At 68.2% G+C, this 23,102-nt stretch carries 20 protein-coding genes; all 20 read right to left on the minus strand.

Annotation, left to right across the window (positions count from 1 at the left end):
- Positions 1-21: 21 nt before the first annotated feature.
- Positions 22-2,004, minus strand: coding sequence for a hypothetical protein (locus ASE34_RS10080; RefSeq protein WP_056278767.1), 1,983 nt, complete (start codon positions 2,002-2,004; stop codon positions 22-24).
- 7 nt (positions 2,005-2,011) lie between these two features.
- Entirely contained in the window at positions 2,012-3,205 is a 1,194-nt protein-coding gene (metK, locus tag ASE34_RS10085) for a methionine adenosyltransferase (protein WP_053096114.1), read from the minus strand.
- A gap of 93 nt (positions 3,206-3,298) precedes the next feature.
- The gene (rpoZ, locus tag ASE34_RS10090; protein ID WP_042536631.1) at positions 3,299-3,556 is read right to left on the minus strand and encodes a DNA-directed RNA polymerase subunit omega; all 258 of its coding nucleotides are present in this window, start codon (positions 3,554-3,556) and stop codon (positions 3,299-3,301) included.
- A 65-nt stretch (positions 3,557-3,621) separates the two neighbouring features.
- Positions 3,622-4,530, minus strand: a complete 909-nt coding sequence (gene gmk / locus ASE34_RS10095; RefSeq protein WP_056278768.1) for a guanylate kinase — start codon at positions 4,528-4,530, stop codon at positions 3,622-3,624.
- Entirely contained in the window at positions 4,523-5,368 is an 846-nt protein-coding gene (gene pyrF, locus ASE34_RS10100; RefSeq protein WP_056278769.1) for an orotidine-5'-phosphate decarboxylase, read from the minus strand. The genes gmk and pyrF overlap by 8 nt, the downstream gene beginning before the upstream one ends.
- Entirely contained in the window at positions 5,365-8,652 is a 3,288-nt protein-coding gene (gene carB, locus ASE34_RS10105) for a carbamoyl-phosphate synthase large subunit (RefSeq protein ID WP_053096119.1), read from the minus strand. Before carB ends, pyrF begins: the two co-directional genes overlap by 4 nt.
- Positions 8,652-9,797, minus strand: coding sequence for a glutamine-hydrolyzing carbamoyl-phosphate synthase small subunit (gene carA / locus ASE34_RS10110; RefSeq protein WP_053096121.1), 1,146 nt, complete (start codon positions 9,795-9,797; stop codon positions 8,652-8,654). Before carA ends, carB begins: the two co-directional genes overlap by 1 nt.
- Complete coding sequence (locus ASE34_RS10115; RefSeq protein ID WP_056278770.1) at positions 9,794-10,321, minus strand: hypothetical protein; 528 nt, start codon at positions 10,319-10,321, stop codon at positions 9,794-9,796. Before ASE34_RS10115 ends, carA begins: the two co-directional genes overlap by 4 nt.
- Positions 10,318-11,622: a dihydroorotase gene (locus tag ASE34_RS10120; RefSeq protein ID WP_056278771.1), complete on the minus strand. Its 1,305-nt coding sequence runs from the start codon at positions 11,620-11,622 to the stop codon at positions 10,318-10,320. The genes ASE34_RS10115 and ASE34_RS10120 overlap by 4 nt, the downstream gene beginning before the upstream one ends.
- Positions 11,619-12,584 (minus strand): aspartate carbamoyltransferase catalytic subunit, encoded by a 966-nt coding sequence (locus ASE34_RS10125; protein WP_053096128.1) that lies wholly within the window; start codon positions 12,582-12,584, stop codon positions 11,619-11,621. Before ASE34_RS10125 ends, ASE34_RS10120 begins: the two co-directional genes overlap by 4 nt.
- Positions 12,581-13,111, minus strand: a complete 531-nt coding sequence (gene pyrR, locus ASE34_RS10130; RefSeq protein ID WP_056278772.1) for a bifunctional pyr operon transcriptional regulator/uracil phosphoribosyltransferase PyrR — start codon at positions 13,109-13,111, stop codon at positions 12,581-12,583. Before pyrR ends, ASE34_RS10125 begins: the two co-directional genes overlap by 4 nt.
- A gap of 68 nt (positions 13,112-13,179) precedes the next feature.
- Positions 13,180-13,713 carry a hypothetical protein gene (locus ASE34_RS10135; RefSeq protein WP_157538191.1) on the minus strand — a complete coding sequence of 178 codons (534 nt, stop codon included), beginning with the start codon at positions 13,711-13,713 and terminating at the stop codon, positions 13,180-13,182.
- Between the two features lie 52 nt (positions 13,714-13,765).
- A complete protein-coding gene (locus ASE34_RS10140) occupies positions 13,766-15,343 on the minus strand; it encodes a Rieske 2Fe-2S domain-containing protein (RefSeq protein WP_056278774.1) in 1,578 nt (525 codons plus the stop codon).
- A 75-nt stretch (positions 15,344-15,418) separates the two neighbouring features.
- Entirely contained in the window at positions 15,419-18,718 is a 3,300-nt protein-coding gene (locus ASE34_RS10145; protein ID WP_235567486.1) for a DEAD/DEAH box helicase, read from the minus strand.
- Between the two features lie 56 nt (positions 18,719-18,774).
- Positions 18,775-19,185 (minus strand): transcription antitermination factor NusB, encoded by a 411-nt coding sequence (gene nusB, locus ASE34_RS10150; RefSeq protein ID WP_053096135.1) that lies wholly within the window; start codon positions 19,183-19,185, stop codon positions 18,775-18,777.
- A 3-nt stretch (positions 19,186-19,188) separates the two neighbouring features.
- Positions 19,189-19,749, minus strand: a complete 561-nt coding sequence (gene efp, locus ASE34_RS10155) for an elongation factor P (RefSeq protein WP_053096137.1) — start codon at positions 19,747-19,749, stop codon at positions 19,189-19,191.
- 75 nt (positions 19,750-19,824) lie between these two features.
- Positions 19,825-20,262: a type II 3-dehydroquinate dehydratase gene (gene aroQ, locus ASE34_RS10160; RefSeq protein WP_056278775.1), complete on the minus strand. Its 438-nt coding sequence runs from the start codon at positions 20,260-20,262 to the stop codon at positions 19,825-19,827.
- Positions 20,259-21,347, minus strand: a complete 1,089-nt coding sequence (gene aroB, locus ASE34_RS10165; protein WP_056278776.1) for a 3-dehydroquinate synthase — start codon at positions 21,345-21,347, stop codon at positions 20,259-20,261. The genes aroQ and aroB overlap by 4 nt, the downstream gene beginning before the upstream one ends.
- Entirely contained in the window at positions 21,344-21,862 is a 519-nt protein-coding gene (locus tag ASE34_RS10170) for a shikimate kinase (protein ID WP_056278777.1), read from the minus strand. Before ASE34_RS10170 ends, aroB begins: the two co-directional genes overlap by 4 nt.
- A complete protein-coding gene (gene aroC / locus ASE34_RS10175) occupies positions 21,846-23,075 on the minus strand; it encodes a chorismate synthase (protein ID WP_056278778.1) in 1,230 nt (409 codons plus the stop codon). The genes ASE34_RS10170 and aroC overlap by 17 nt, the downstream gene beginning before the upstream one ends.
- Between the last annotated feature and the right edge of the window lie 27 nt (positions 23,076-23,102).

Raw genomic sequence — 23,102 nt, forward strand, 5'->3', positions numbered from 1 at the left:
GCGCGAGGTGGTTCTTCGCGTTCAGAGTTCCGGATCGAGGATATCGAGTCGAACCGTGAGGGCGCTCCGAGTCGACTTGCCCTTGCCCCGCCGGTTGCTGACCGCTTCGGCGACGACCGCGGCCCGCAACGTGGTGGCGACCCTGGCACCCGCGCTGTAGTCGAACCGGATCAGGGCCCTGACACGCGGCGGGTAGTCATCAGACTCGATCGGCACCGGGCCGAGTACCGCGTCGGAGGGCAGAGCGAGCTCCTGCAGCGACGCCAGCGCTCTCGCCACGGATGCCGTCGACCCCTCGACCAGCGCGACCCTCGCAGCCGGCGGCATGTGCAACGGCGCACGTTCGGAGAGCTCGGTCCTCGCATAGGCGGACTGGCTCCAGGTGGCAAGCGCTCGCGCGATCGCTCCGTCGACGCCGACCAGATGGATGGGAGCACCGGGAGCCGCGAGTGCAGCCGCGTTCGACCACCAGCGCAGACAGGACTCGCCGATCCGCAGGTCGGGAGCCTGGAGCATCCTCGGTCCGTCGAGCAGGACCACGGCACGGTATCCGCCCTCCGCCAGCGGCTCGGCCCCCCGTGTCGCGACGACGAGGGCCGGCTTGTCGGCGACGCGCTCGACCGGATGAGCGCTGTCTGCCACGATGACCCGGATTCCGGGGAACGCCTTGCCCAGCTCATCCGCCGTCCGCTCGCTGCCCGAGGACGCGAGGCGCAGCTTGGTCGACGCGCACGTCGGGCACGCCCACGCTCGGGCTCCCCTGCCGCACCAGGCGCACACCGGCACGGCACCACGGTGCTTGGCTCCGAGCGGTCCGCCGCAGTGGGCGCACCGTGCAGGCGCCCGGCATTCGGCGCAGACCAGCGACGGGGCGAACCCCGGTCGAGACACCTGCACCAGCACCGGTCCCTCGGCTGCGGCATTGCGTGCGGAGAGGAACGCGGACGACGGCATCCGCTGTGCAGTCGGAGCATCCATCTCCTGGGGTGTGCTGAGGATCACGCGCGGCAGCACCCGACGCGCGGCCCGGACATCCTGCAGCCATCCGTGGGCGACGAGGCGTTCGACGTCGGTGGTGCGGGTGTGGCCGACGAACAGCAGTGCGGATCGCTCCTGCTCCTGACGGAGGAGAGCAGCGTCCCGTGCGTTGATGTACGGCGCGAGCGGCTCGCCGAGGAGAGGATCGCCGTCGTCCCACACAGCGACGACGCCCGCACGAACCGGCGCGTACACCGCAGAACGATTGCCCACCACGATGCACGGCGCGTCCTCGAGCGAGCGGAGGAACGCGCGGTACCGATCGGGGTTCGTCTGGCGCGAGTCGAAGCGCACGACGGCCTGGTCAGGGACATACGAGCCGAGAGCGGCGAGCAGCTGATCGAGGTCGCGGTGGTCAGGCACGACGAGAACACTGGAGCGGCCCGCTGCCAGCGTCCGCGCCGCTGCGGACGCGAGAAGAGCCGCCCACCCGGGATCGTCATGATGGCGCACGGGGATCGCCTCGACCGCGGCCCGGCCGCCCGCATCGAGCACATCGGCGAGCGAGTCGTAGGACGCGATCAGCTCGGATGCGGCGGAGAGTGCTTCGTCTGATGGGGCGAGCTCCGGGGAGTCGTCGCTCCAGGCCTTCTCCACCCGCACCTGGCGCTTCGGGATGACGAGCCGCAGGACGTCGGAGGCGGAGCCCGCAGCGCGATCGGCGGCGCGGCGCGCGAGGCGGTAGAGACGCTCCGGAAGCACCGCCACAGGGGATACGACGCTGTCGACCTCGGACAGTGGCCTGTCGCCATCGTGTTCGGTGTCGAGTTCGACGACGTAGCCGTCGATGACACGACCGGCGGTACGCAGGGGCACACGCACGCGCACGCCCAGAGGGACGTCTCCGAGCTCCGCAGGCACGGCGTAGTCGAAGAGACGATCCAACTGTGGAAGCGGCGAGTCCAAGAGCACGCGCGCGATCCTCCGACTCTGCGATGTCAGAGGAGAAGGGACGCCATCAGGCATGCGGCCCTCAGAGTCCTGCAGCGCGCCGCAGCTCTTCCGCGCGGTCGGTGCGCTCCCACGTGAACTCCGGCAGCTCCCGTCCGAAGTGCCCGTAGGCGGCGGTCTGCGCGTAGATCGGGCGCAGGAGGTCGAGCTGCTCGATGATCGCCTGGGGACGCAGATCGAAGACCTCGTCGATGGCGCGCGTGATCACCTCGTCGGACACCTTGCCCGTGCCGAATGTCTCGACGTAGAGACCGACCGGACGAGCGACCCCGATCGCGTAGGCGACCTGGACCTCGAGACGGTCGGCGAGTCCTGCGGCGACCGCGTTCTTGGCCACCCAGCGCGTGGCATAGGCGCCGGAGCGGTCGACCTTCGACGGATCCTTGCCGCTGAAGGCACCGCCACCATGTCGCGCCGCTCCGCCGTAGGTGTCGATGATGATCTTGCGTCCGGTGAGTCCGGCATCGCCCTTGGGGCCGCCCGTCACGAACGGACCGGCGGGGTTGATGTAGTACGTGAGGTCGCCGAGATCGAGCCCCGTGGAGGCCAGGATCGGATCGATCACGTGCTCGCGCACCTGAGCCTTGAGGTCGTCCTGCGAGATGTCGGGGTGGTGCTGGGTCGACAGCACGACGGCATCCACGGTCTTGGGGGTGAAGCCCTCATATCCGAGAGTGACCTGGGTCTTGCCGTCCGGGCGCAGGAACGGCAGCGCACCCGATCGTCGGACCTCGCTGAGCCGCTCCGCGATGCGATGCGCGGTCCACGCAGCCATGGGCATGAGCTGCGGGGTCTCGTTCGTCGCGAAGCCGAACATGATGCCCTGGTCGCCAGCGCCGAGGCCGTCGAGAGGATCGATGGAGCCGCCGTCGCGGTGCTCCTGAGCGTTGTCGACGCCGTGGGCGATGTCGGTCGACTGCTCTCCCACCGAGATGCTCACACCGCAGGAGTCTCCGTCGAAGCCGGTCTCGCTCGAGGTGTAGCCGATGCCGTTGACCACCTGGCGGACGATCGTCGGGATGTCGACGTACGCCTCGGTGCGGATCTCGCCGGCGACGTGGACGAGACCGGTGGTCACCAGCGTCTCGACGGCCACCCGGGAGCCGGGGTCTTTCGCGATGAGTCCGTCGAGGATGCTGTCCGAGATCTGGTCGCAGATCTTGTCGGGGTGCCCCTCGGTGACGGACTCGGACGTGAACAGACGCAGCGCGCTCATCAGGGCTCCAGAACGGAATCGGACAGCAGGAAGGGGGTGGCTCCCATGATGGACCGCACCGCCGACATCAGTCGGCGGTGCGGTCATCGGACGTCACTCGGCGTGACGGAGGCGGAGCTTGTCCTCGTTGATCTCGTGCAGAGCGATGGTCAGCGGCTTGTCCTCGACGGACGAGTCGACGAGCGGCCCGACGTTGTCGAACAGGTTGCCCTCGTGGAGGTCGGAGTAGTAGTCGTTGATCTGACGGGCGCGCTTGGCGGCGTAGATCACGAGCTCGTACTTCGAGTCGACCCGGTCGAGCAGGTTGTCGATGGGGGGATCGATGATTCCGTTGGTGTGGTGTCCGGCCATGGTGGGACCTCCTGATCAGGCGACGGGATCGTCGCGAAGACGGTGATGCGGGCGCGCGAAGACGCTCAGCGCGCAGAGCTCGAAGACAATTCTACGACCTCCGCGGCCGCAGCGGCGACGTCCTCGTTCACGATGAGGTGGTCGAACTCGTTCTGCGCCGCCAATTCGACCTTCGCGGTGCGCAGTCTGCGAGCGCGTTCCTCCGCGCCCTCCGTGCCTCGTCCGACCAGCCGCTGGACGAGTTCGTCCCAGGTCGGAGGCAGCAGGAAGATGAGCGTGGCAGCAGGCTCCGCCTTGCGCACCTGGCGTGCGCCCTGCAGGTCGATCTCGAGCAGCACGGTCTTGCCTGCAGCGAGAGCGGCGTCGATCGGAGCCCGCGGCGTGCCGTAGCGCGACTTGTTGTGGACGACGGCGTACTCCAGGAGTTCGTCGTCCGCGATCAGACGGTCGAACTCCGCATCGTCGACGAAGTAGTAGTGCACGCCATCGATCTCGCCAGGTCGCGGTGCGCGCGTCGTCGCCGAGACCGACAGATGGATCTCGGGGTTGTGCTCACGGATGTGGGCGGCGACGGTGCCCTTGCCGACTGCCGTGGGCCCGGCGAGCACGAGCAGACGGCTTCGTGCGCCACGCGGCTCGAGCAGCGGGAAGCGCACGTCGAGCCACTGCGAGAGCGCCACCCGCTGGCGGACGCCGAGCCCTCCCAGTCGCTTGACCGGCGAGATGTGCAGCTCTGCCAGGATGCGGTCGCGCTTGCCCGCGCCGATCGCGGGGAGAGCGAGCAGGAAGTCCGTGATGCGCATGGACCCCTCGACCGAGTCCGGGTCTGCGGTCGCCCGCTCGAGCACGGCCTGCGGTGTGACGACACGCGTGGTCAGATCGCGTTTGAGCGATGCGCGGGCGCGGCGCCGTTCGACCGCCTTGCGTGCGGCGGCAGCGCGGTCGACCTCGGGGACGGGACGGGACTCAGCCACGGCCGGCCTCCCTGTACTCTGCGACGCGGGCGTCGATGGCGGCGGCGAGACCGGCGGGTCCGGCCGAGAGGATGCTGCGGCTCTCGCTCGCGATGACGGCGGCGCTCATCGAACCGAACCGGCGGTGCAGGTCTGACGGCGTCGCACCCTGCGTGCCGAATCCCGGAGCGAGGATGGGTGCCACCGGTGCGAAGGCGGCGATGCCGGCATCCGTCCAGTCCACGGTCGCGCCGATGACGAAGCCGAAGCTCCCCCACTCCCCTGCGGGCGTGTGCTCGGTGTTGCGCGCCGAGACGACCGAGACGATGTCCGCCGAGACGGCACGGCCGGTCTCGGAGATCGAGCGCTGCAGCACCTCGGCTTCGGGGTTGCTCGTGGCAGCCAGCACGAACAGACCCTTGTCGTGCTGATCGGCGAGGGCGAAGGCGCCGTCGAGCGCGCCGACACCCAGGAACGGGTTCACGGTGAGGGCGTCGGCCTCGAGCGGAGACCCCGGGGTGAGCCAGGCAGCCGCGTAGGCGTCCATGGTCGACCCGATGTCGCCGCGCTTGGCATCCGCGATCACGAGGAGGCCGGTGTCCCTCGCAGCCGCGATGACCTCTTCGAGCGCCGCGAATCCTGCGGATCCGAAGCGCTCGAAGAACGACACCTGAGGCTTCACGATCGCGGCACGGCCCGCCGCGGCCTCGACCGTGCGCAGCCCGAACTCCCGGACGCCCGAGGCGTCGTCGCCGAGGCCCCAGGATCCGAGCAGGGCGGCGTGCGGGTCGATGCCCACGCACAGCGGGCCGTGCGCCGCGAGGGCGACACGGACCCGTTCGCCGAAGCGTGCGCTCACACTGCGGCCTTCCGGTCGAGGGCGTACTCCTGCAGGCTCTTCACCTGGAAGCCCTCGTGCGCTGCGTCCATACCGCTCACGGCGGCGCCGAGCACCGCCATCGTGGTGAACAGCGCCTTGTCGGCCGCGACAGCCGCCGCGCGGATCTCATAGCCGTCTGCACGCGCCGCGCCCCCGGACGGCGTGTTCACGACGATGTCGATCGAGCCGTCGTTGATGAGGTCGACGATGTTCGTCGCGCCGGACTCCTGGGTCTCGCTGTACTTCTCGACCACCGTCACCGCGATGCCGTTGCGCGAGAGGATCTCGGCAGTGCCCTCGGTGGCGACGATCGTGAACCCCAGCTGCTGCAGGCGATGCGCCGGCAGGATCACGGCGCGCTTGTCGGAGTCCGCGACCGAGATGAACACCGTGCCGGAGGTCGGCATTCCGCCGTACGCGGCCGCCTGGCTCTTGGCGAACGCGGTCGGGAAGTCGCGGTCGATGCCCATGACCTCGCCGGTCGAGCGCATCTCCGGGCCGAGGATCGAGTCGACGGTCTTGCCGTCGGCCGTACGGAACCGCTTGAACGGAAGCACGGCCTCCTTGACCGAGACGGGGGCGTCGAGGGGCACTCGCGAGCCGTCCTGCTCGGGCAGCATGCCCTCGGCGCGGAGCTCCGCGATCGTCGACCCCACCATCACACGGCTCGCGGCCTTGGCCATCGGTATGCCCAGCGCCTTAGAGACGAAGGGCACGGTGCGGCTCGCGCGCGGATTCGCCTCGATCACGTAGAGGACGCCGGCGCTGATCGCGAACTGCACGTTGAGCAGGCCACGGACGCCCACGCCCTTCGCGATCGCGAGTGTCGCCTCGCGCACCCGGTCGATGTCGGTGCGGCCGAGCGAGACGGGCGGAAGGGTGCAGCTCGAGTCGCCCGAGTGGATGCCGGCCTCTTCGAGGTGCTCCATCACGCCGCCGATGAACAGTTCGGTGCCGTCGTAGAGGGCGTCGACATCGAGCTCGATCGCGTCATCGAGGAAGCGATCGACGAGCAGGGGCTTGCCCTCCTCGATGATGACCTCGCCCGCCGTGCGCACGAAGTACTCGCGCAGCGACTCGGAGCTGTAGACGATCTCCATGCCGCGTCCGCCGAGCACGAAGCTCGGACGCACGAGCACCGGGTATCCGATCTCCTCGGCGACGGCCACCGCGCCGTCCGCGTCCACAGCGGTGCCGTGGCGCGGGGCGATGAGGCCTGCCGTGTCGAGCAGCTGCGAGAACAGCTCGCGCTCCTCGGCGATGTCGATGGCCTCCGGGCTGGTGCCGAGCACCTGGTAGCCGGCTGCCTCGATGCCCTTTGCGAGCCCCAGCGGCGTCTGGCCGCCGAGCTGGCAGACGACTCCGAGGATGGTGCCGCTCGCGGCTTCCGCGTCGAGCACCTCCAGCACGTCCTCCAGCGTGAGCGGCTCGAAGTAGAGCCGGTCGGACGTGTCGTAGTCGGTGGACACCGTCTCGGGGTTGCAGTTGACCATGATGGTCTCGAAGCCGGCATCCGAGAGGGCGAACGACGCGTGCACGCACGAGTAGTCGAACTCGACGCCCTGACCGATGCGGTTCGGACCCGATCCGATGATCACGACCTTGGTGCGATCGGACGGTGTGACCTCGGTCTCGAAGTCGTAGCTCGAGTAGTGGTAAGGCGTGAGAGCCGGGAACTCGCCGGCGCAGGTGTCGACGGTCTTGAACACCGGACGGATGCCGAGTCCGTGGCGCACGCCGCGGATCTCCGCTTCCTTCTCGCCGCGGAGCTCCGCGATCTGCGCGTCGGAGAAGCCGTGCTCCTTGGCGTAGCGCAGCGTGGCCGCGTCGAGCTCCGGTGCCGTGCGCACGATCTCGGCGACCTCGTTGATCAGGACGATCTGGTCGATGAACCAGGGATCGATCGCCGTGGCCTCGAACGCCTGCTCGACCGTCGCGCCCTTGCGCAGCGCCTGCTGGAGGGTGACGATCCGACCGTCCGTCGGGACCTTCGAGATCTCGAGCAGCTCGTCGACGGAACGGCTCTCCGCGCCCCAGTGGAAGCTGGAACCGCGCTTCTCGAGCGAGCGCAGCGCCTTCTGCAGCGCGGTCGCGTAGTTGCGGCCGATCGCCATCGCCTCGCCGACCGACTTCATGGTGGTCGTCAGCGTCGCGTCAGCGGCCGGGAACTTCTCGAACGCGAACCGCGGCACCTTGACGACGACATAGTCGAGCGTGGGCTCGAAGCTCGCCGGGGTGACGCCCGTGATGTCGTTCGGGATCTCATCGAGACGGTAGCCGAGCGCCAGCTTCGCGGCGAGCTTCGCGATCGGGAACCCCGTGGCCTTGGAGGCCAGGGCGCTCGAGCGCGAGACGCGAGGGTTCATCTCGATGACGATGATGCGCCCGTTGCTCGGGTCGATGGCGAACTGGATGTTGCAGCCGCCGGTGTCGACGCCCACCGCGCGGATGATGTCGATGCCGATGTCGCGGAGCTTCTGGTATTCGCGGTCCGTGAGCGTCAGAGCGGGAGCCACGGTGATCGAGTCGCCCGTGTGGACGCCGACGGGGTCGACGTTCTCGATCGAGCAGACGACCACCGTGTTGTCGGCGGTGTCGCGCATGAGCTCGAGCTCGTACTCCTTCCAGCCGAGGATCGACTCCTCCAGGAGCACCTCCGTGGTCGGAGAGTCGCGCAGACCGGCACCGCCGATGCGACGCAGATCCGCCTCGTCGTAGGCGAAGCCGGACCCGAGACCGCCCATCGTGAACGAGGGGCGCACGACGAGCGGGTAGCCCAGCTCGGCCGCTCCCTCGAGCAGGTCGTCCATGGTGTGCGCGATGATGCTGCGGGCGACGTCGGCGCCGGCATCGAGCACGAGCTGCTTGAAGATCTGGCGGTCCTCGCCCTTGTTGATGGCTTCGAAGCTCGCACCGATCAGCTCGACGTCGTACTTCTCGAGGATGCCGTGGTTGTGCAGCTCGATCGCGGCGTTCAGGGCCGTCTGCCCGCCGAGGGTCGGCAGGATCGCGTCGGGACGCTCCTTCGCGATGATCGTCTCGATGACCTGCCAGGTGATCGGCTCGATGTACGTCGCGTCGGCGAAGTCGGGGTCGGTCATGATCGTCGCCGGGTTGGAGTTGACCAGGATGACCCTCACGCCCTCCTCGCGCAGGACGCGGCAGGCCTGGGTGCCGGAGTAGTCGAACTCGCACGCCTGACCGATGACGATCGGGCCGGAGCCGATGACGAGAACGGAGTTGATGTCGTCGCGCTTGGGCATTACTTGGTGTCCTTCTTGCTGGCGATGACCATGTCACGGAACCGGTCGAAGAGATAGTTGGCGTCGTGCGGTCCGGCCGCAGCCTCCGGGTGGTACTGCACCGAGAACGCCGGGATGTCGAGAGCGCGGAGGCCCTCGACCACGTTGTCGTTCAGGCCGATGTGACTGACCTCGACCTTGCCGTAGCCGTGGGGGCTGTCGAACGAGCCCTCCAGCGGCGCCTCCACGGCGAACCCGTGGTTGTGCGCGGTGATCTCGACGCGTCCGGTGGACTTGTCGAGTACGGGCTGGTTGATGCCGCGGTGCCCGAACGGCAGCTTGTAGGTGCCGAGACCCAGCGCCCTGCCGAGCAGCTGGTTGCCGAAGCAGATGCCGAAGAAGGGCAGCCCGTCGTCGAGCACCGAGCGCAGCAGCTCGACATGGTCCCCGGAGGCTGCGGGGTCGCCAGGGCCGTTCGAGTAGAAGACGGCGACGGGATCGATCGCACGGATGTCATCGATCGTGACGTTCTGAGGCAGGACGTGCACCTCGAAGCCACGGGCCGCCAGGTTGTCGATCGTGGCCTGCTTGACGCCGAGGTCGAGGACGGCGAGGTTGCCGACCCGCTCCCCCATCGCCGTCGTGACCGTGGCGACGTCGACCGAGACCTGCGCCGAGAGGTTCTGGCCGGCCATCTGAGGCGCCTCGCGCACGAGGCGCAGCTGCTCGTCGGCGTCGATCTGCGCGGCCTCGCCCGAGAAGACGCCGCCGCGCATAGACCCGGCAGAGCGGATGTGCCGCGTGATCGATCGGGTGTCGATGCCGCTGATGCCGACGATGCCGTCCCGCTCGAGGATCTCGTCCAGCGAAGCGGTCGCACGCCAGTTCGAGACGACTCGTGACGGGTCGCGCACGATGTAGCCGGCGACCCAGATGCGACGGGACTCAGGGTCCTCGTCGTTCATGCCGGTGTTGCCGATGTGCGGGGCCGTCTGCAGGACGATCTGGCCCGCGTACGACGGGTCGGTGAGCGTCTCCTGGTATCCGGACATGCCGGTCGAGAAGACGACCTCGCCGAAGGTGGTGCCCAGCGCGCCGTATGCACGGCCGACGTGGCGGGTCCCGTCTTCGAGGACGAGGACGGCGGGTTCGGGGAGGGCTGTCATGACGTTGCTCCTGTGTCGGGGGCGGCGCTGTCGTCCGTGGCGGGGACGAGGCGCTGCAGTTCTGAGATGAAGTTCTGGGGATCGCCGTCGGTGACCCGGAGATACGAGTCGACGATCGTGTCGTCGTCCGCATTCCAGGCGACGCGGACGAGTCCACCCGGTTCGACGACGCGGTCGATCGTCACCGTGGCGCGGTCGACGCTCGCGAGCCGTGCAGAGGCGAGGAAGACGGTCGGCGCACCGTCGAGGCAGAGTGCGAGTCCGCGATCGGTGACCGCAGCCTCTCCCCTGGCGCGATAGGCGAGCGGCCGGATGGCGAGGCGCTCCAGCGGCTGATCGTGCTTCGTCGTCGAGACGTAGAGCACCTCGTGACGGTCGAGGACCTCCGCATGCTCCGGCACGCCCAAGGGAGCCGCCAGACCCGAGTCGCGTCGGAGTCGTCGGCGCCACGCCGTGAACATGGCGACCAGGACGAGTGCCGCCACGGCGATCGTGATCGCGATGGCGATGTCGCGCGTGCTCATGCGTTCAGCTCCTCGACCACGGATCCGCCGTCGACCGTCAGCAGCCCGCGGTGGATCGTGAACTCGACGCGGCCGGGGAGGTCGCGACCGAGGTACGGCGAGTTCACACTCCGACCGTGCAGGTCGGATTCGGTGAAGACGCCGGCGGCGGACGGGTCGTAGAGGGTGATCTGCGCAGCGGCACCGGCCTGCAGGGGCAGCCCATGATCGGACAGACGTCCGATCCGTGCGGGGGCCGCACTCATCACCCGGGCGACGTCCTCCCAGCCGATCAGGCCGGTCTGCACCATCGACTGGTGCACGACGCGCAGGGCGCTCTCGAGTCCGACCATGCCGTTGGCTGCGGCCTGCCACTCGCACGACTTGTGCTCGCTCGGGTGCGGGGCGTGATCGGTCGCCACGATGTCGATGGTGCCGTCGGCGAGGCCCTCGCGCACCGCCATGACGTCTTCCTCACGGCGCAGCGGCGGGTTGACCTTGTAGCGGGCGTCGTAGCCGCGCACCAGTTCATCGGTGAGCAGGAGGTGGTGCGGGGTGACCTCGGCCGTGACGTTGATCCCCCGCTTCTTCGCCCAGCGGATGATGTCGACAGAGCCTGCGGTCGACAGGTGGCACACGTGCAGTCGGGATCCGACATGCTCCGCGAGGAGCACATCGCGAGCGATGATCGACTCCTCCGCGACCGCCGGCCATCCGGCGAGTCCGAGCTCGGCCGACACTGTGCCCTCGTTCATCTGGGCGCCCTCGGTGAGGCGTGGATCCTGAGCGTGCTGCGCGATGACTCCGTCGAACGACTTCACATACTCGAGTGCGCGCCGCATGATCAGCGGATCGAAGACGCAGAAGCCGTCGTCGCTGAAGACGCGCACCTGGGCGCGCGAGGTGGCCATCGCACCGAGTTCGGCGAGGCGCTCGCCCTTCTGCCCCACGGTGACGGCGCCGATGGGCTGCACGGTCGCGTACCCGGCGGCCTCGCCCAGGGCGAGCTCCTGCTCGACCACACCGGCCGTGTCCGCGACCGGCGAGGTGTTCGGCATCGCGAACACCGCCGTGAACCCGCCTGCCGCCGCAGCACGGGTCCCGGTGAGGATCGTCTCGGAGGCTTCGTAGCCCGGCTCCCGGAGGTGGGTGTGCAGGTCGACGAGTCCGGGAAGGGCCACCAGGCCGTCGGCGTCGATGACTCGCGCACCGGAGCGGCTCAGTCCGGTGCCGATCTCGGAGATCTGCCCGTTCTCCACGATGATGTCGGCGCGCTCGGCACCGAGAAGCTGTGCTCCGGTGATGACGAGGGTCTCGCTCACTGGTCTCCCCCTCGTTCGTCGTCTCGTTCTCCTGCAAGGAGCAGGTACAGCACCGCCATGCGGATGGACACCCCGTTCGTCACCTGTTCCAGCACTGTCGAGCGCGGGGAATCTGCGGCTTCGGAGGATATCTCCAACCCTCGGTTCATGGGTCCGGGGTGCATCACAATGCTACCGTCCGGAAGGCCGGCCACACGCAGTGCGTCCAGACCCCATCGCCTGGAATACTCCCGCTCAGTGGGGAAATATGCAGCGCTCATCCGTTCGAGCTGGATGCGGAGCATCATCACGGCGTCCGGACCGTCTGCCAGAGCCTGATCGAGGTCGTAGACGACCTTCGCAGGCCAGAGCGAGACGTTCTGCGGCACCAGGGTGGGCGGCGCGACCAGGGTGACCTCGGCGCCGAGCGTGGCGAGCAGCCAGACGTTCGACCGTGCGACGCGGGAGTGGAGCACGTCGCCGACGATCACGACCCGGATGCCGGCGAGATCACGACCGCGGCTGTCGGCGCCGAAGCGCCGTTTGCGGATCGTGAACGCGTCGAGGAGAGCCTGGGTCGGATGCTCGTGCGTGCCGTCGCCGGCGTTCACGACTCCGGCGGAGATCCACCCGCTGGTCGCGAGGGTCTGCGGGGCGCCGGAGGCGGGATGGCGGATGACGACCGCATCCGCTCCCATCGCCTGCAGCGTCTGGGCGGTGTCCTTGAGGCTCTCGCCCTTCGACACGCTCGAGCCCTTGGCTGCGAAGTTGATCACATCGGCTGAGAGGCGCTTTGCAGCGGCTTCGAAGGAGATGCGGGTGCGGGTCGAGTCCTCGAAGAACAGATTCACGACCGTCTTGCCGCGAAGGGTCGGAAGCTTCTTGACCTCGCGCGACTGGGTGTCGGACATGTCCTCGGCGACATCGAGGATGCGCAGAGCCGACTCTCGGTCGAGGGTGCGGGTATCCAGCAGGTGTCTCATGCTTCGATCGTCACCTCTTCGGTGCCGTCGTGCTCGGTCAGCCGGACGTTGACGCGCTCCTGGCGAGACGACGGGATGTTCTTGCCGACGAAGTCGGGGCGGATCGGGAGTTCCCGGTGGCCGCGATCGACGAGGATCGCGAGGCGGACGATCGACGGGCGACCGATCGACTGCAGCGCGTCGAGTGCGGCGCGGATGCTGCGGCCGGAGAACAGCACGTCGTCGACGAGGACGACGGTCCTGCCGTCGATCCCGCCGGCAGGGATGTCCGTGGGCCGCGGAGAACGCGTCGGCTGCGAGGCGAGGTCGTCACGGAAGAGGGTGACGTCCAAAGCCCCCACCGGAACGGTGGTCTGCGCGATGGCGCCGATCGCTGCGGACAGGCGGTGGGCGAGAGTGACGCCGCGGGTCGGAATGCCCAGCAGGACGAGGTTCTCAGCCCCTCGATTGGATTCGAGGATCTCGTGCGCGATACGGGTGAGAGCCCGCGAGATATCGGCTTCGTGCAGCACGGTTCGTGCAGACATCGGCCGCTCCCTTCTCCGCCTCACAGGACGGTGTTAAAGGTTGCTTGATGGCACCAGTCTAGCGTGCGTCAGTGCCAGCCCAGGACCTCTCGGACGACCGCCTGCGAGACGGGGGAACCGTCATCCGGGACTCCGGCGAGCGATTCGTGCGAGAGCATCGCGCCTTCCAGGCCCGCTGCCGCGGTGATCTGCTCGAGGGCGTCGCGCACGCGAGGAGCCGCGGCTCTCGAGTAGGGCGGCGCACCGCGACGCGAGGTGTGGGGAAAGACGATCAGCTCCGACACGAGGGGTCCGACGGGACGGGACGCGACGACGACCAGCGTCGGCGACAGCACACGCTGGAACGCCCGGGGGACGGGGAACGGGAGTTCGTCGATCACGAGCCCGAGCAGTGCGCGCCTCTTCGACTTCTCCTCGTCCCCGATCTCCAGCGCGACGGCCGTCCACTCGGATCCGCGGCCTCTCAGCTTCTCGTCGAAGCCATCGTGCCGTTGCTCGAAACCGGCGTCCTCGAGGAATGCCACGGCCACCCGGATCAGCCGTTCCGGCGTGGAGCGGGTGATCCATCGAGCCCCGCGGAGAGGCCCCGTGAACATCGGCATCGGCGTTCGAGCGTCGCGCCCCGATCCGTGCGGGTGCGAGGAACGAACCACGTCAGCTGGCCTCGCGAAGCACTGCGTCGGTGACCTCGTCGATCTTCGTGGAGCGGATCGGGTGGCCGCTCGTCGACAGGCAGCGGCCTGTGTTGAGGTCCCACTTCCAGTCGTGCATGCTGCAGGTCAGGATGCCGTCGTCGTCGACCTTTCCGGTCTTGGTCAGGTCGGCGCGCAGGTGGGGGCAGCGACGCTGCACGACCCAGTCGCCGATCTCGGCATCCTCGGTCTGGTCCGTCTGCTCCTGATACCAGTTCTCGACGTACTCGATGCGATCGACCGAGAGGCACTTGAGGAACGTCGTGAGGAACTCGTTGAACTTTCCGCTGCGCCCCACCTCGAACTGCATCGAGAGGAAGATCGAGTTCGACCAGTCGATCTCGTGGTCGCGGATGTTCGTCGAGACGAGGTCGGCGGGGATCGTGTACCAGTAGATGCACTCCTCGCCCGCGTACTCGCGAACCTTCGCGCGGGGGAAGTCCACGACCATGTCGAGGTCGCCGATCCTGAAGCGCACGCATCCCCCGACTCCGAGCCGGATGGTGCGCGACTTCTTCAGCAGCGGCTCCCACCAGGTCTTCAGCTCCTCGAGCATCTCGGCGGCGGGCATGACCTCGGCGCGCGACGCCTCCTCGTCACGGATCTCCCGCCGTCGGGAGGCGCGCTGCTCCTCGAGGTAGTCCCACTTCTCGTCGAAGATGTGGGCGAGCTCGGCCTCGGTGTAGAGCGACTGCTCGGTGGACACGGAGCCGCTCTCGACGGTGACCACCGTGCCCGGCACGAACAGATGTCCGTCGTACTGGGGCGAGAGCTCCTTCATGTGGGCCAGGAACTGCTTCTGGTCGGTGAAGATCGATTCGCCGTTGCGCCCGACGCCGTTGAAATCGAAGAGCTCGTCGCGCAGGAACATCGGCGGACCGGCCATCGGGAAGACGTGAGGCGCGTCCACCTTGTCGATGTAGTACATCGCCCGCTTGTTCTGCGCGTCGCGCTTGAGCTTCGCGAAGTTCTGCTTCGCATCCAGCGGCAGGTCATAGACCATGGGCCACCAGATCGCACCCGAGACCTGCGTGAAGTACGCGTCGGGCTTGCCGAAGTGCAGCAACGTGTCGAGATCGAGAGGGTGCGAGTCGTTCTGGTTGAGCACCGAGCCGGTGCCGTCGTCGACGCTCAGCGACGAGTCTCCGATGGGTCCGTCGCTCGGAGCGCGCAGCGGAGTGATCATGATCTTCAGATCGCCGCGCTCGATGATCTCACCGGCCGGGGCGTAGGTGATGTTCGTGTAGCCCAGCGCCCTGATGTCCTGCTCGAGGTCATCGATCGGGTACTCGGGTAGCAGCACCTCGATGTCCTTGCGGATGTAGCGCTCGAGGAGCCGGGGATCGAAGTGGTCGCGGTGCCGGTGCGAGATGTACAGGAAGTCCGCTTCGCGTCCGAAACGCTCCCAGTCGAGCCCGCGGTTGTCGGGGAACGGGAACCACGAGCCGAAGAACGAGGGCCCGAGAACCGGGTCGCAGATGATGTTCCCGCCGACCGTCTCGATGAACATCCCGGCGTGGCCGAGTCCCGTGATCCGCATGCATTCCTCCTGAAGTGAACCGTTCGATTCTACCGACGGGGTCCTGGGCGGACGCGGTGACCCGGCCGGGAGAAATCACGCGCCGTCGAACAGACCCTTGATGTCGTCTGCGGTGAGGGACTGCGCGAACAGCTCGTCGTCGTCCATCACCGCGGTGAAGAGCCTGGCCTTGCGGCGCTGCAGCTCGAGCACCTTCTCCTCGATCGTGCCGGTCGAGATCATCCGGTAGACGAACACCTGATTGGTCTGACCGATGCGGTGCGTGCGGTCGATCGCCTGCTCCTCGGCCGCGGGATTCCACCACGGATCGAGGAGGAACACGTAGTCGGCTTCCGTCAGCGTGAGTCCGAACCCACCCGCCTTCAAGCTGATGAGGAAGACCGGCTGCTCCCCCGACTTGAAGCCGTCGATCACCTGCTCTCTGCGGCGCGTCGAGCCGTCGAGATGCGCGTAAGGGATGCCGGCGGCCTCGAGCCGGGCAGCCGCGAGGTCGAGGAACGACGTGAACTGGCTGAAGACCAGAGCACGGTGGCCTTCGGCCTGCAGTTCGGCGACGCGCTCGAGCAGTGTGTCGAGCTTGCTCGACCCGATTTCGGCGTCGGCCTCGTCGACCAGCGCGGGAGCGAGACTCAGCATGCGCAGCAGGGTGAGCGAGCGGAACACGATGAAGCGGTTGCGATCGAGGTCGTCGATCAGCCCCAGGACCTTCTGCCGTTCGCGCTGCAGCACGACGTCGTAGAGGGCCCTGTGCGCCGGACTCAGCTCGACCTCGAGCAGTTGCTCCTGCTTCGCCGGCAGGTCGGGAGCGACGAGCTCTTTGGTACGTCGCAGCATCAGGGGCCTCACTCGACGACGCAGCTGAGCGAGGCGCCGCGCGCGGTACTCGCCGCCCTCCTCGTTCTCGGGCACCTTGCCCTTCTCGATCGGCTGGATGTAGCGGTCCTTGAACTTCCGAGCCGAGGGGAACAGGCCGGGGGCGGCGAGCTTGAGCAGCGACCACAGCTCGGAGAGGCTGTTCTCCATCGGGGTTCCCGTGACCGCGTACGTGACGTCGGCATGGAATGTCGAGATGGCGCGGTGGAGCCGCGTCTTGGGGTTCTTGACGAACTGGGCCTCATCGAGGATCAGTCCGGCCCACTCGATCTCGCGGAACTCCTCTTCGTCGAGTCGGGCGACCGTGTACGAGCTGACGACGAAATCGCTCGACCGGGCCGCCGCCCTCAGGACATCGGCCCGTTTCCCGCTCGTGCTGTCGACGATGGAGACACGAAGCCCGGGAGTGAATCGGGCCGCCTCCGACCGCCACGTGCTCAGGACAGACGTGGGGGCCAGCACCAGGAACGGTCTCGTCTCGCCGGCATCCCGCGTGTGCTGGACGAACGTGAGGAGCTGCAGGGTCTTGCCCAGACCCATGTCGTCGGCGAGGATCCCGCCCAGTCGGTGACGCCACAGAAAGACAAGCCAGTCGAAGCCGGCCTTCTGATAAGGGCGGAGATCGGCCTGCACTCCCGCAGGAACGGGCGTCGGCGGAACCCCCGTGGCCTGACGGAGCCCGTCGGCCGTGGCGCGCCAGCTGACAGCCGGCTGGGCCTCGTCGGCGAGGTCTTCGAACTCCTCCCACAGATCGGTCTGGTAGCGGCTGATGCGCGGACCGGTCTCCCACTCGTCGAGCTCGCCCGCCTCCTCGATGAGATCACGCAGACGATCCAGCGACGGGTGGTTGAGCGAGAAGTAGCCGCCGTCGGAGAGGAGCAGCTTCTTGCGCCCCCTGCTCAGCGCCGTGAACAGCGGTCCGAACGGGATGAGTCGACCGTCGATCGTCACGAGGATGCCGAGATCGAACCAGTCCGAGTCGGTCGATTCGACGGTCGTGACTTTGACCTCAGGATCCCCCGTCAGCTCGCGATACGCCTTGCGTTCTCCGTGGGACTCGACGCGGACGCCCACAGCCTCGAGCGCGGGAACGCCTTCCGCGATGAACGCCGCCGCATCGATGTCGTGGAACGAACCGCTCGGGCGGAAGCTCGTCGTGCGGAACTCCTGCCATGCCGCCTCGATCGCCGCGCGTCTGATCGTCTCGCTCTCGGCATCTCGCACCGCTGCGTCATTCCACGCGAACGGCACTCGGCCGAACGGACCGTACGACCACTCGAATGCGTAGCTGACGACGTCGCCGCGCTCGTAGCTGACCGTGAGCACCGCCTCCGGTTCGGGCACGTCGGGAAGCGCGACCTCCCCGACCGTGCGCACGGTGCTGCGCCGGGCCAGAAGCGGATAGGCGTCGGCGATGAACGCCTGCTCGTCGTCGGCCGGCACGAGGATAGGGTCGGAGGCCGCGAGCAGGGCACGTGTCTGCTCGCTCAACGACACTTCGGCGAGGACGACCTCGATCCGCGCACCCACGAGGCTCGCCGCGTAGACACCCGTACGACCGATCGGATGCACCTCGCGGGCGGGAATCACTCGATCGTCGATGCGCACGTCGGCGGCGACCTCCAGAGCACCCTCCTCGGTGCGACTGATCTTCGCGGAGACGTCGGCCGCGGATGCGATCCGCACCGAGGCGCTCTTCTGACTGGGAACGAGAGGGATTCCGACGTCGGTGGCCGATCGGAGGTGCCTCCACAGCAGCGGCGACTCGACCTGGTCGAGGACGAGCCACTCGCCGGCATTGCCGGAGAGCAGCGAGTCCCGCGAGATGCTGAGGAGATCCCCGAACCAGCGGTTCTGGTCGCGACCGAACTGCGAGGCGTCGCGACGGACCGCATCCCAGCCTGCGCCGCCCTGGATCCATGCACCGGTCTGCGCGCTGCGCATCATCGGGCGGATCGCCAGAAGCAGCTCACCGCTCGGGTGGGCGAGATCGCGCGCGGTCGCCGCCCGGACGGGGCGCGGCCCCCAGTGGTTCTCGCTCCGAGACTCACGGTGACGCAGTTCGATGCCGAGAGCGAGGCGCTGCGGGTGCTGCGACACCGCACGGTCGAGCAGGGTCCGCCACGACGCTACTGCGGCGGTGCGCGGTGCGGCGGGCTTCTGCTCCGCGTCGGGCTGCCGCTGGAGAGCCGCGGCCTGCTGCGAGTACTCGTGCACATTGGACGCGAGCAGCGTGGCGACCACGTGCTTGCAGCCGCTCCGCACCGGGCAGGTGCAGCGGGTCGTCCGAACCCGTCTCGTCCCGTTGGACGAGAGGAAGACGATCTCGGTCACATACTGGGCGTCCGAGCTGCCGCGCACATGGCCCTCGAGTTCGAGCAGATCCTCGTGCCACACCACGTCGAGCACATTCCCCTCGCGGAAGTACGCGAGACCGCGCTGGTAGCCCCCGACATCGGTGATCTGCATGAGGTCGCGAAGATCGACGTGCGGCGCGGGCATGGCCCCATCCTTCCCGCGGCCTCCGACATCTCGGAGACCGCGTCCCGAGTCGTCGCTCAGGCCGCGCGAGAGACGCGTGCGAGCACGCCGTGCACGAACGCGCCCGAATCGTCGGTGGAGAACTCCTTGGCGAGTTCGACCGCCTCATCGATGGCGACAGCGGTCGGCACCGCGTCATTGAACAGGATCTCCCAGACGCCGATGCGCAGCAGCGCGCGATCGACCGCGGGCATGCGCTCGATCCTCCAATCGCGGCTGTGCGTCGTGATCTGCTCGTCGATCTCGTCGTGGTGGTCGATGATGCCGTCCACCACCTCACGGGCGTAGAGCCAGGAGGCCTCGCGAGCGGGTTCGCTCGCGGCGCGCTTGGCCTCTGCGGCCAGGGTCACCGCGATCTCGTCTCCACGGACGTCGGCGGAGAACAGGATGTCGAGTGCGCGCTTGCGCGCTTTCGTACGGGCGCTCACGCCTTACTTCTCGCGACCGAGGTAGTCGCCGGTGCGCGTGTCGACCTTGACCTTGGTGCCGGTCTCGACGAAGAGCGGCACCTGGATCTCGTAGCCCGTCTCGAGCGTGGCCGGCTTCGTTCCCGCCGACGAGCGGTCGCCCTGCACACCGGGCTCGCTGTAGGTGATCTCGAGGATCACGGACGCGGGGAGATCGATGTACAGCGGGTTGCCGTTGTTGAGCGCGATCGTGACCTGCTGGTTCTCGAGCAGGAAGTTCTTCGCGTCGCCGACGGTCGCGGCGGGGACCGTGATCTGGTCGTAGTCCGTCTGGTCCATGAAGACGTACCCGTCACCATCGGTGTAGAGGTAGGTGAAGTCGCGACGGTCGACGTTCTCGATCTCGACCTTGGCGCCGGCGTTGAACGTCTTGTCGACGACCTTTCCGGTCATGACGTTCTTCAGCTTGGTGCGCACGAAGGCGCCACCCTTTCCGGGCTTGACGTGCTGGAACTCGACGACGCTCCAGAGCTGCCGCTCGATGCTCAGGACGACGCCGTTCTTGATGTCTGCGGTAGATGCCATGCGCTGGACTTTCCGTTTCTCGAGTCTGGGGGCCGCTCGCGTCCGGTCTGGACTGGGGTGGGCCGAGAGTCGATTCTACGGGATCAGCGCTGCGAGCTGCCGCACAGCGCTCGCGTAGCCGTCGACACCCTCGCCGATGACCCGCACCGCAGCGACATCGTGCAGGTACGAGTGGTGCCGGAACTCCTCACGTGCGTACACGTCGGAGATGTGCACCTCGGCGAACGGCAGCGCGACTCCCGTGAGCGCATCGCGCAGCGACACGCTCGTGTGCGTGAGCCCGCCCGGATTGATGATGATCGCCGCGCAGTCCGCGCGCGCGGCATGGATCGCGTCGATCAGCACACCCTCGTGATTGCTCTGCACAGCGCGGATCTCGAAGCCCTCGGCTGCGGCCGCCTCAGCGGTGAGTCGCTCCACATCGGCGAGCGTCGCCGTGCCGTAGACCTCGGGCTCGCGACTGCCGAGCAGGTTGAGGTTCGGCCCGTTCACGAGCAGGATGCGGCGGGTCATTCGCCGATCTCCTGGTAGGCGGCGAAGAGCAGCGACTCATCGGGTGCCTGCAGCACGGTGGGCTTCGCGATGTCGTCGAGGAGGATGAAGCGCAGCATGCCGCCGCGGCTCTTCTTGTCGCGCTGCATCGTCGCCAGCAGCTGCGGCCACGCACCGGCACGGTAGCCGGTCGGAAGGCCCAGCGACTCGAGGATCGTGCGGTGGCGCTCCGCTGCGGAGTCCGACAGTCGCCCCGCGAGTCGCGACAGCTCGGCGGCGTACAGCATGCCGATCGAGATCGCCGCGCCGTGCCGCCAGCGGTAGCGCTCGGCATGCTCGATGGCGTGGCCGAGCGTATGGCCGTAGTTGAGGATCTCGCGCTGCCCCGCCTCGCGGAAGTCGTCCGAGACGACCTGGGCCTTCATGTCGATCGCGAGCTCGACCGCACGCCGGAACTCCGGTGTGGTCGAGTCGACGGCGCGCACCGGATCGGCTTCGATGATGTCGAGGATCTCCGGTGCCCAGATGAACCCCGCCTTCACCACCTCGGCGAATCCGGCGGTCGCCTCGTTCGGGCTGAGGCTCGCCAGCTCGTCGAGATCGCCGATCACCGCACGGGGAGCCCAGAACGCTCCAACGAGGTTCTTGCCCTCAGCGGTGTTGATCCCCGTCTTGCCGCCCACGGAGGCATCGACGAGGCCGAGCACGGTGGTGGGCACCTGCACGAGCTGCACGCCGCGAAGCCAGGTCGCCGCGACGAATCCGGCGAGGTCGGTCACGGCGCCTCCGCCGTATCCGACGACCGCGTCCGAGCGCGTGAAGTCAGCCTGCCCCATGACCTGCCAGCAGAAGGCGGCGACCTCGATGCGCTTGCCCTGCTCGGCATCCGGCACCTCGGCGAGCAGGACCTCCCGCGGACCGTTCTCGACATCGGCGAGCAGCCTGTCACGAAGCTCTGCCGCACGCGCGGCCAGGGTCGGCGGGTGGACGACCAGCACCTTGCGGACTCCGGGCTCGAGTGCCGCGGACACCTGATCGAGGATCCCCCGCCCGATGGCGATGTCGTAGGGGTTCTCGCCCGTCACGCTGATGGTTGTCGTAGTCATCCCAGTTCTCTCCTCCACGCCGCGATGTCGTCGGCGATGCGCTGCATGGGGCGCCGCGACGTGTCGAACGTCACGGATGCCACCTCGTCATACCAGTCTCGACGTTCTTCGAAGATCTGCGTCCATCGCCCGACAGGGTCGTCGCCCGCGAGCAGCGGTCGGCCGCCGCTCTGTATGCGGTCAGCCACCGCTGCGGGGGTGACCGTCAGGAAGACGACCGGGTGGTCGAGCAGCAGCCTCCTGGTCTCAGGGTCGGTCACCGCTCCCCCGCCCAGCGAGATCACGCCGCCCGCACGCAGCGCCTCTGCGACCTCGGCCCGTTCGAGCGCGCGGAAATGCGACTCTCCGTGCTCCTCGAAGATCAGGGGGATGGGGCCGTGCACCGCGACCACCCGCTTGTCCGTGTCGACGAACGGGACGCCGAGCTTGCGCGCGACACGACGACCGACGCTGGTCTTGCCCGCCGCCATCGGGCCGACGAGCACCAGCGACAGCTGGTCAGCCGCGCTCGTCATGCGCGATGAGCGCCGCCTCGGACGCAGGCGTCGTCCGCAGCTCGGCCGGGATCGCAGCGAGGTAGGCGTCGAGGTTGCGGCGCGTCTCGCCGATGCTGTCGCCGCCGAACTTCTCGAGCACGGCGTTGGCGAGCTCGACGGCGACCATGGCCTCGGCCACGACGCCTGCCGCAGGCACGGCGCACACGTCGGAACGCTGATGGTGCGCCGTGGCATCCTCGCCGGACGCGATGTCGATCGTGCGCAGCGCGTGCGGCACGGTGGCGATCGGCTTCATGCCTGCACGGACGCGCAACACCGTGCCCGTCGACATCCCGCCCTCGGTGCCTCCGGCGCGGTCGGAGCCGCGCGAGATGCCGTCTGCCGTCGCGAACAGCTCGTCGTGAGCCGCGGATCCGCGTCGTCGTGTGGTCTCGAAGCCGTCGCCGACCTCCACGCCCTTGATGGCCTGGATGCTCATCAGGGCCTGCGCCAGGCGCGCGTCCAGACGGCGATCCCAGTGGACGTGCGAGCCGAGTCCGGGCGGAAGACCGTAGGCGAGCACCTCGACGATCCCGCCGAGCGTGTCGCCGTCCTTCTTCGCGTCATCGACCTCGGCCACCATCAGGGCGGAGGTCGACGCGTCGAAGCAGCGCAGCGGATCGGCGTCCAGCCGGTCCACGTCGTCCGGGGTCGGCAGCGCGGCGCCGTCGGGTACGCGCACCGGTCCGATCGAGAGGGTGTGGCTGACGAGACGGATGCCCAGCTCGCCGAGGAACGAGCGCGCGATGGCGCCGAGCGCCACCCTGGCCGCCGTCTCTCGGGCGCTGGCGCGTTCGAGGATGGGTCGAGCCTCGTCGAAGTCGTACTTCTGCATGCCGACGAGATCGGCGTGTCCCGGCCGCGGGCGGGTCAGCGGTGCGCTCCGGCCACGCGACCTGTCTGTCAGCTCGACCGGCTCCGGGTTCATGACCTCGATCCACTTCGGCCACTCCGTGTTCCCGATGCGAAGAGCGATCGGGCTTCCGAGCGTCTTGCCGTGGCGGACGCCGCCCGAGATCGTCAGCTCGTCCTGCTCGAACTTCATGCGCGAGCCTCGACCGTAGCCGAGTTTGCGTCGTGCGAGATCGGCCTGGATCGCCTCGGAGGACACCGGGACGCCCGAAGGCAGACCCTCCATGACGGCAATGAGTTCTGGGCCGTGCGATTCGCCGGCCGTGAGCACGCGGAGCATTGGTCTAGTCTCCCACGCGTTTCGCCT

The organism is Microbacterium sp. Root280D1, from assembly GCF_001428975.1.
In the GTDB taxonomy this organism is placed as follows: Bacteria; Actinomycetota; Actinomycetes; order Actinomycetales; family Microbacteriaceae; genus Microbacterium.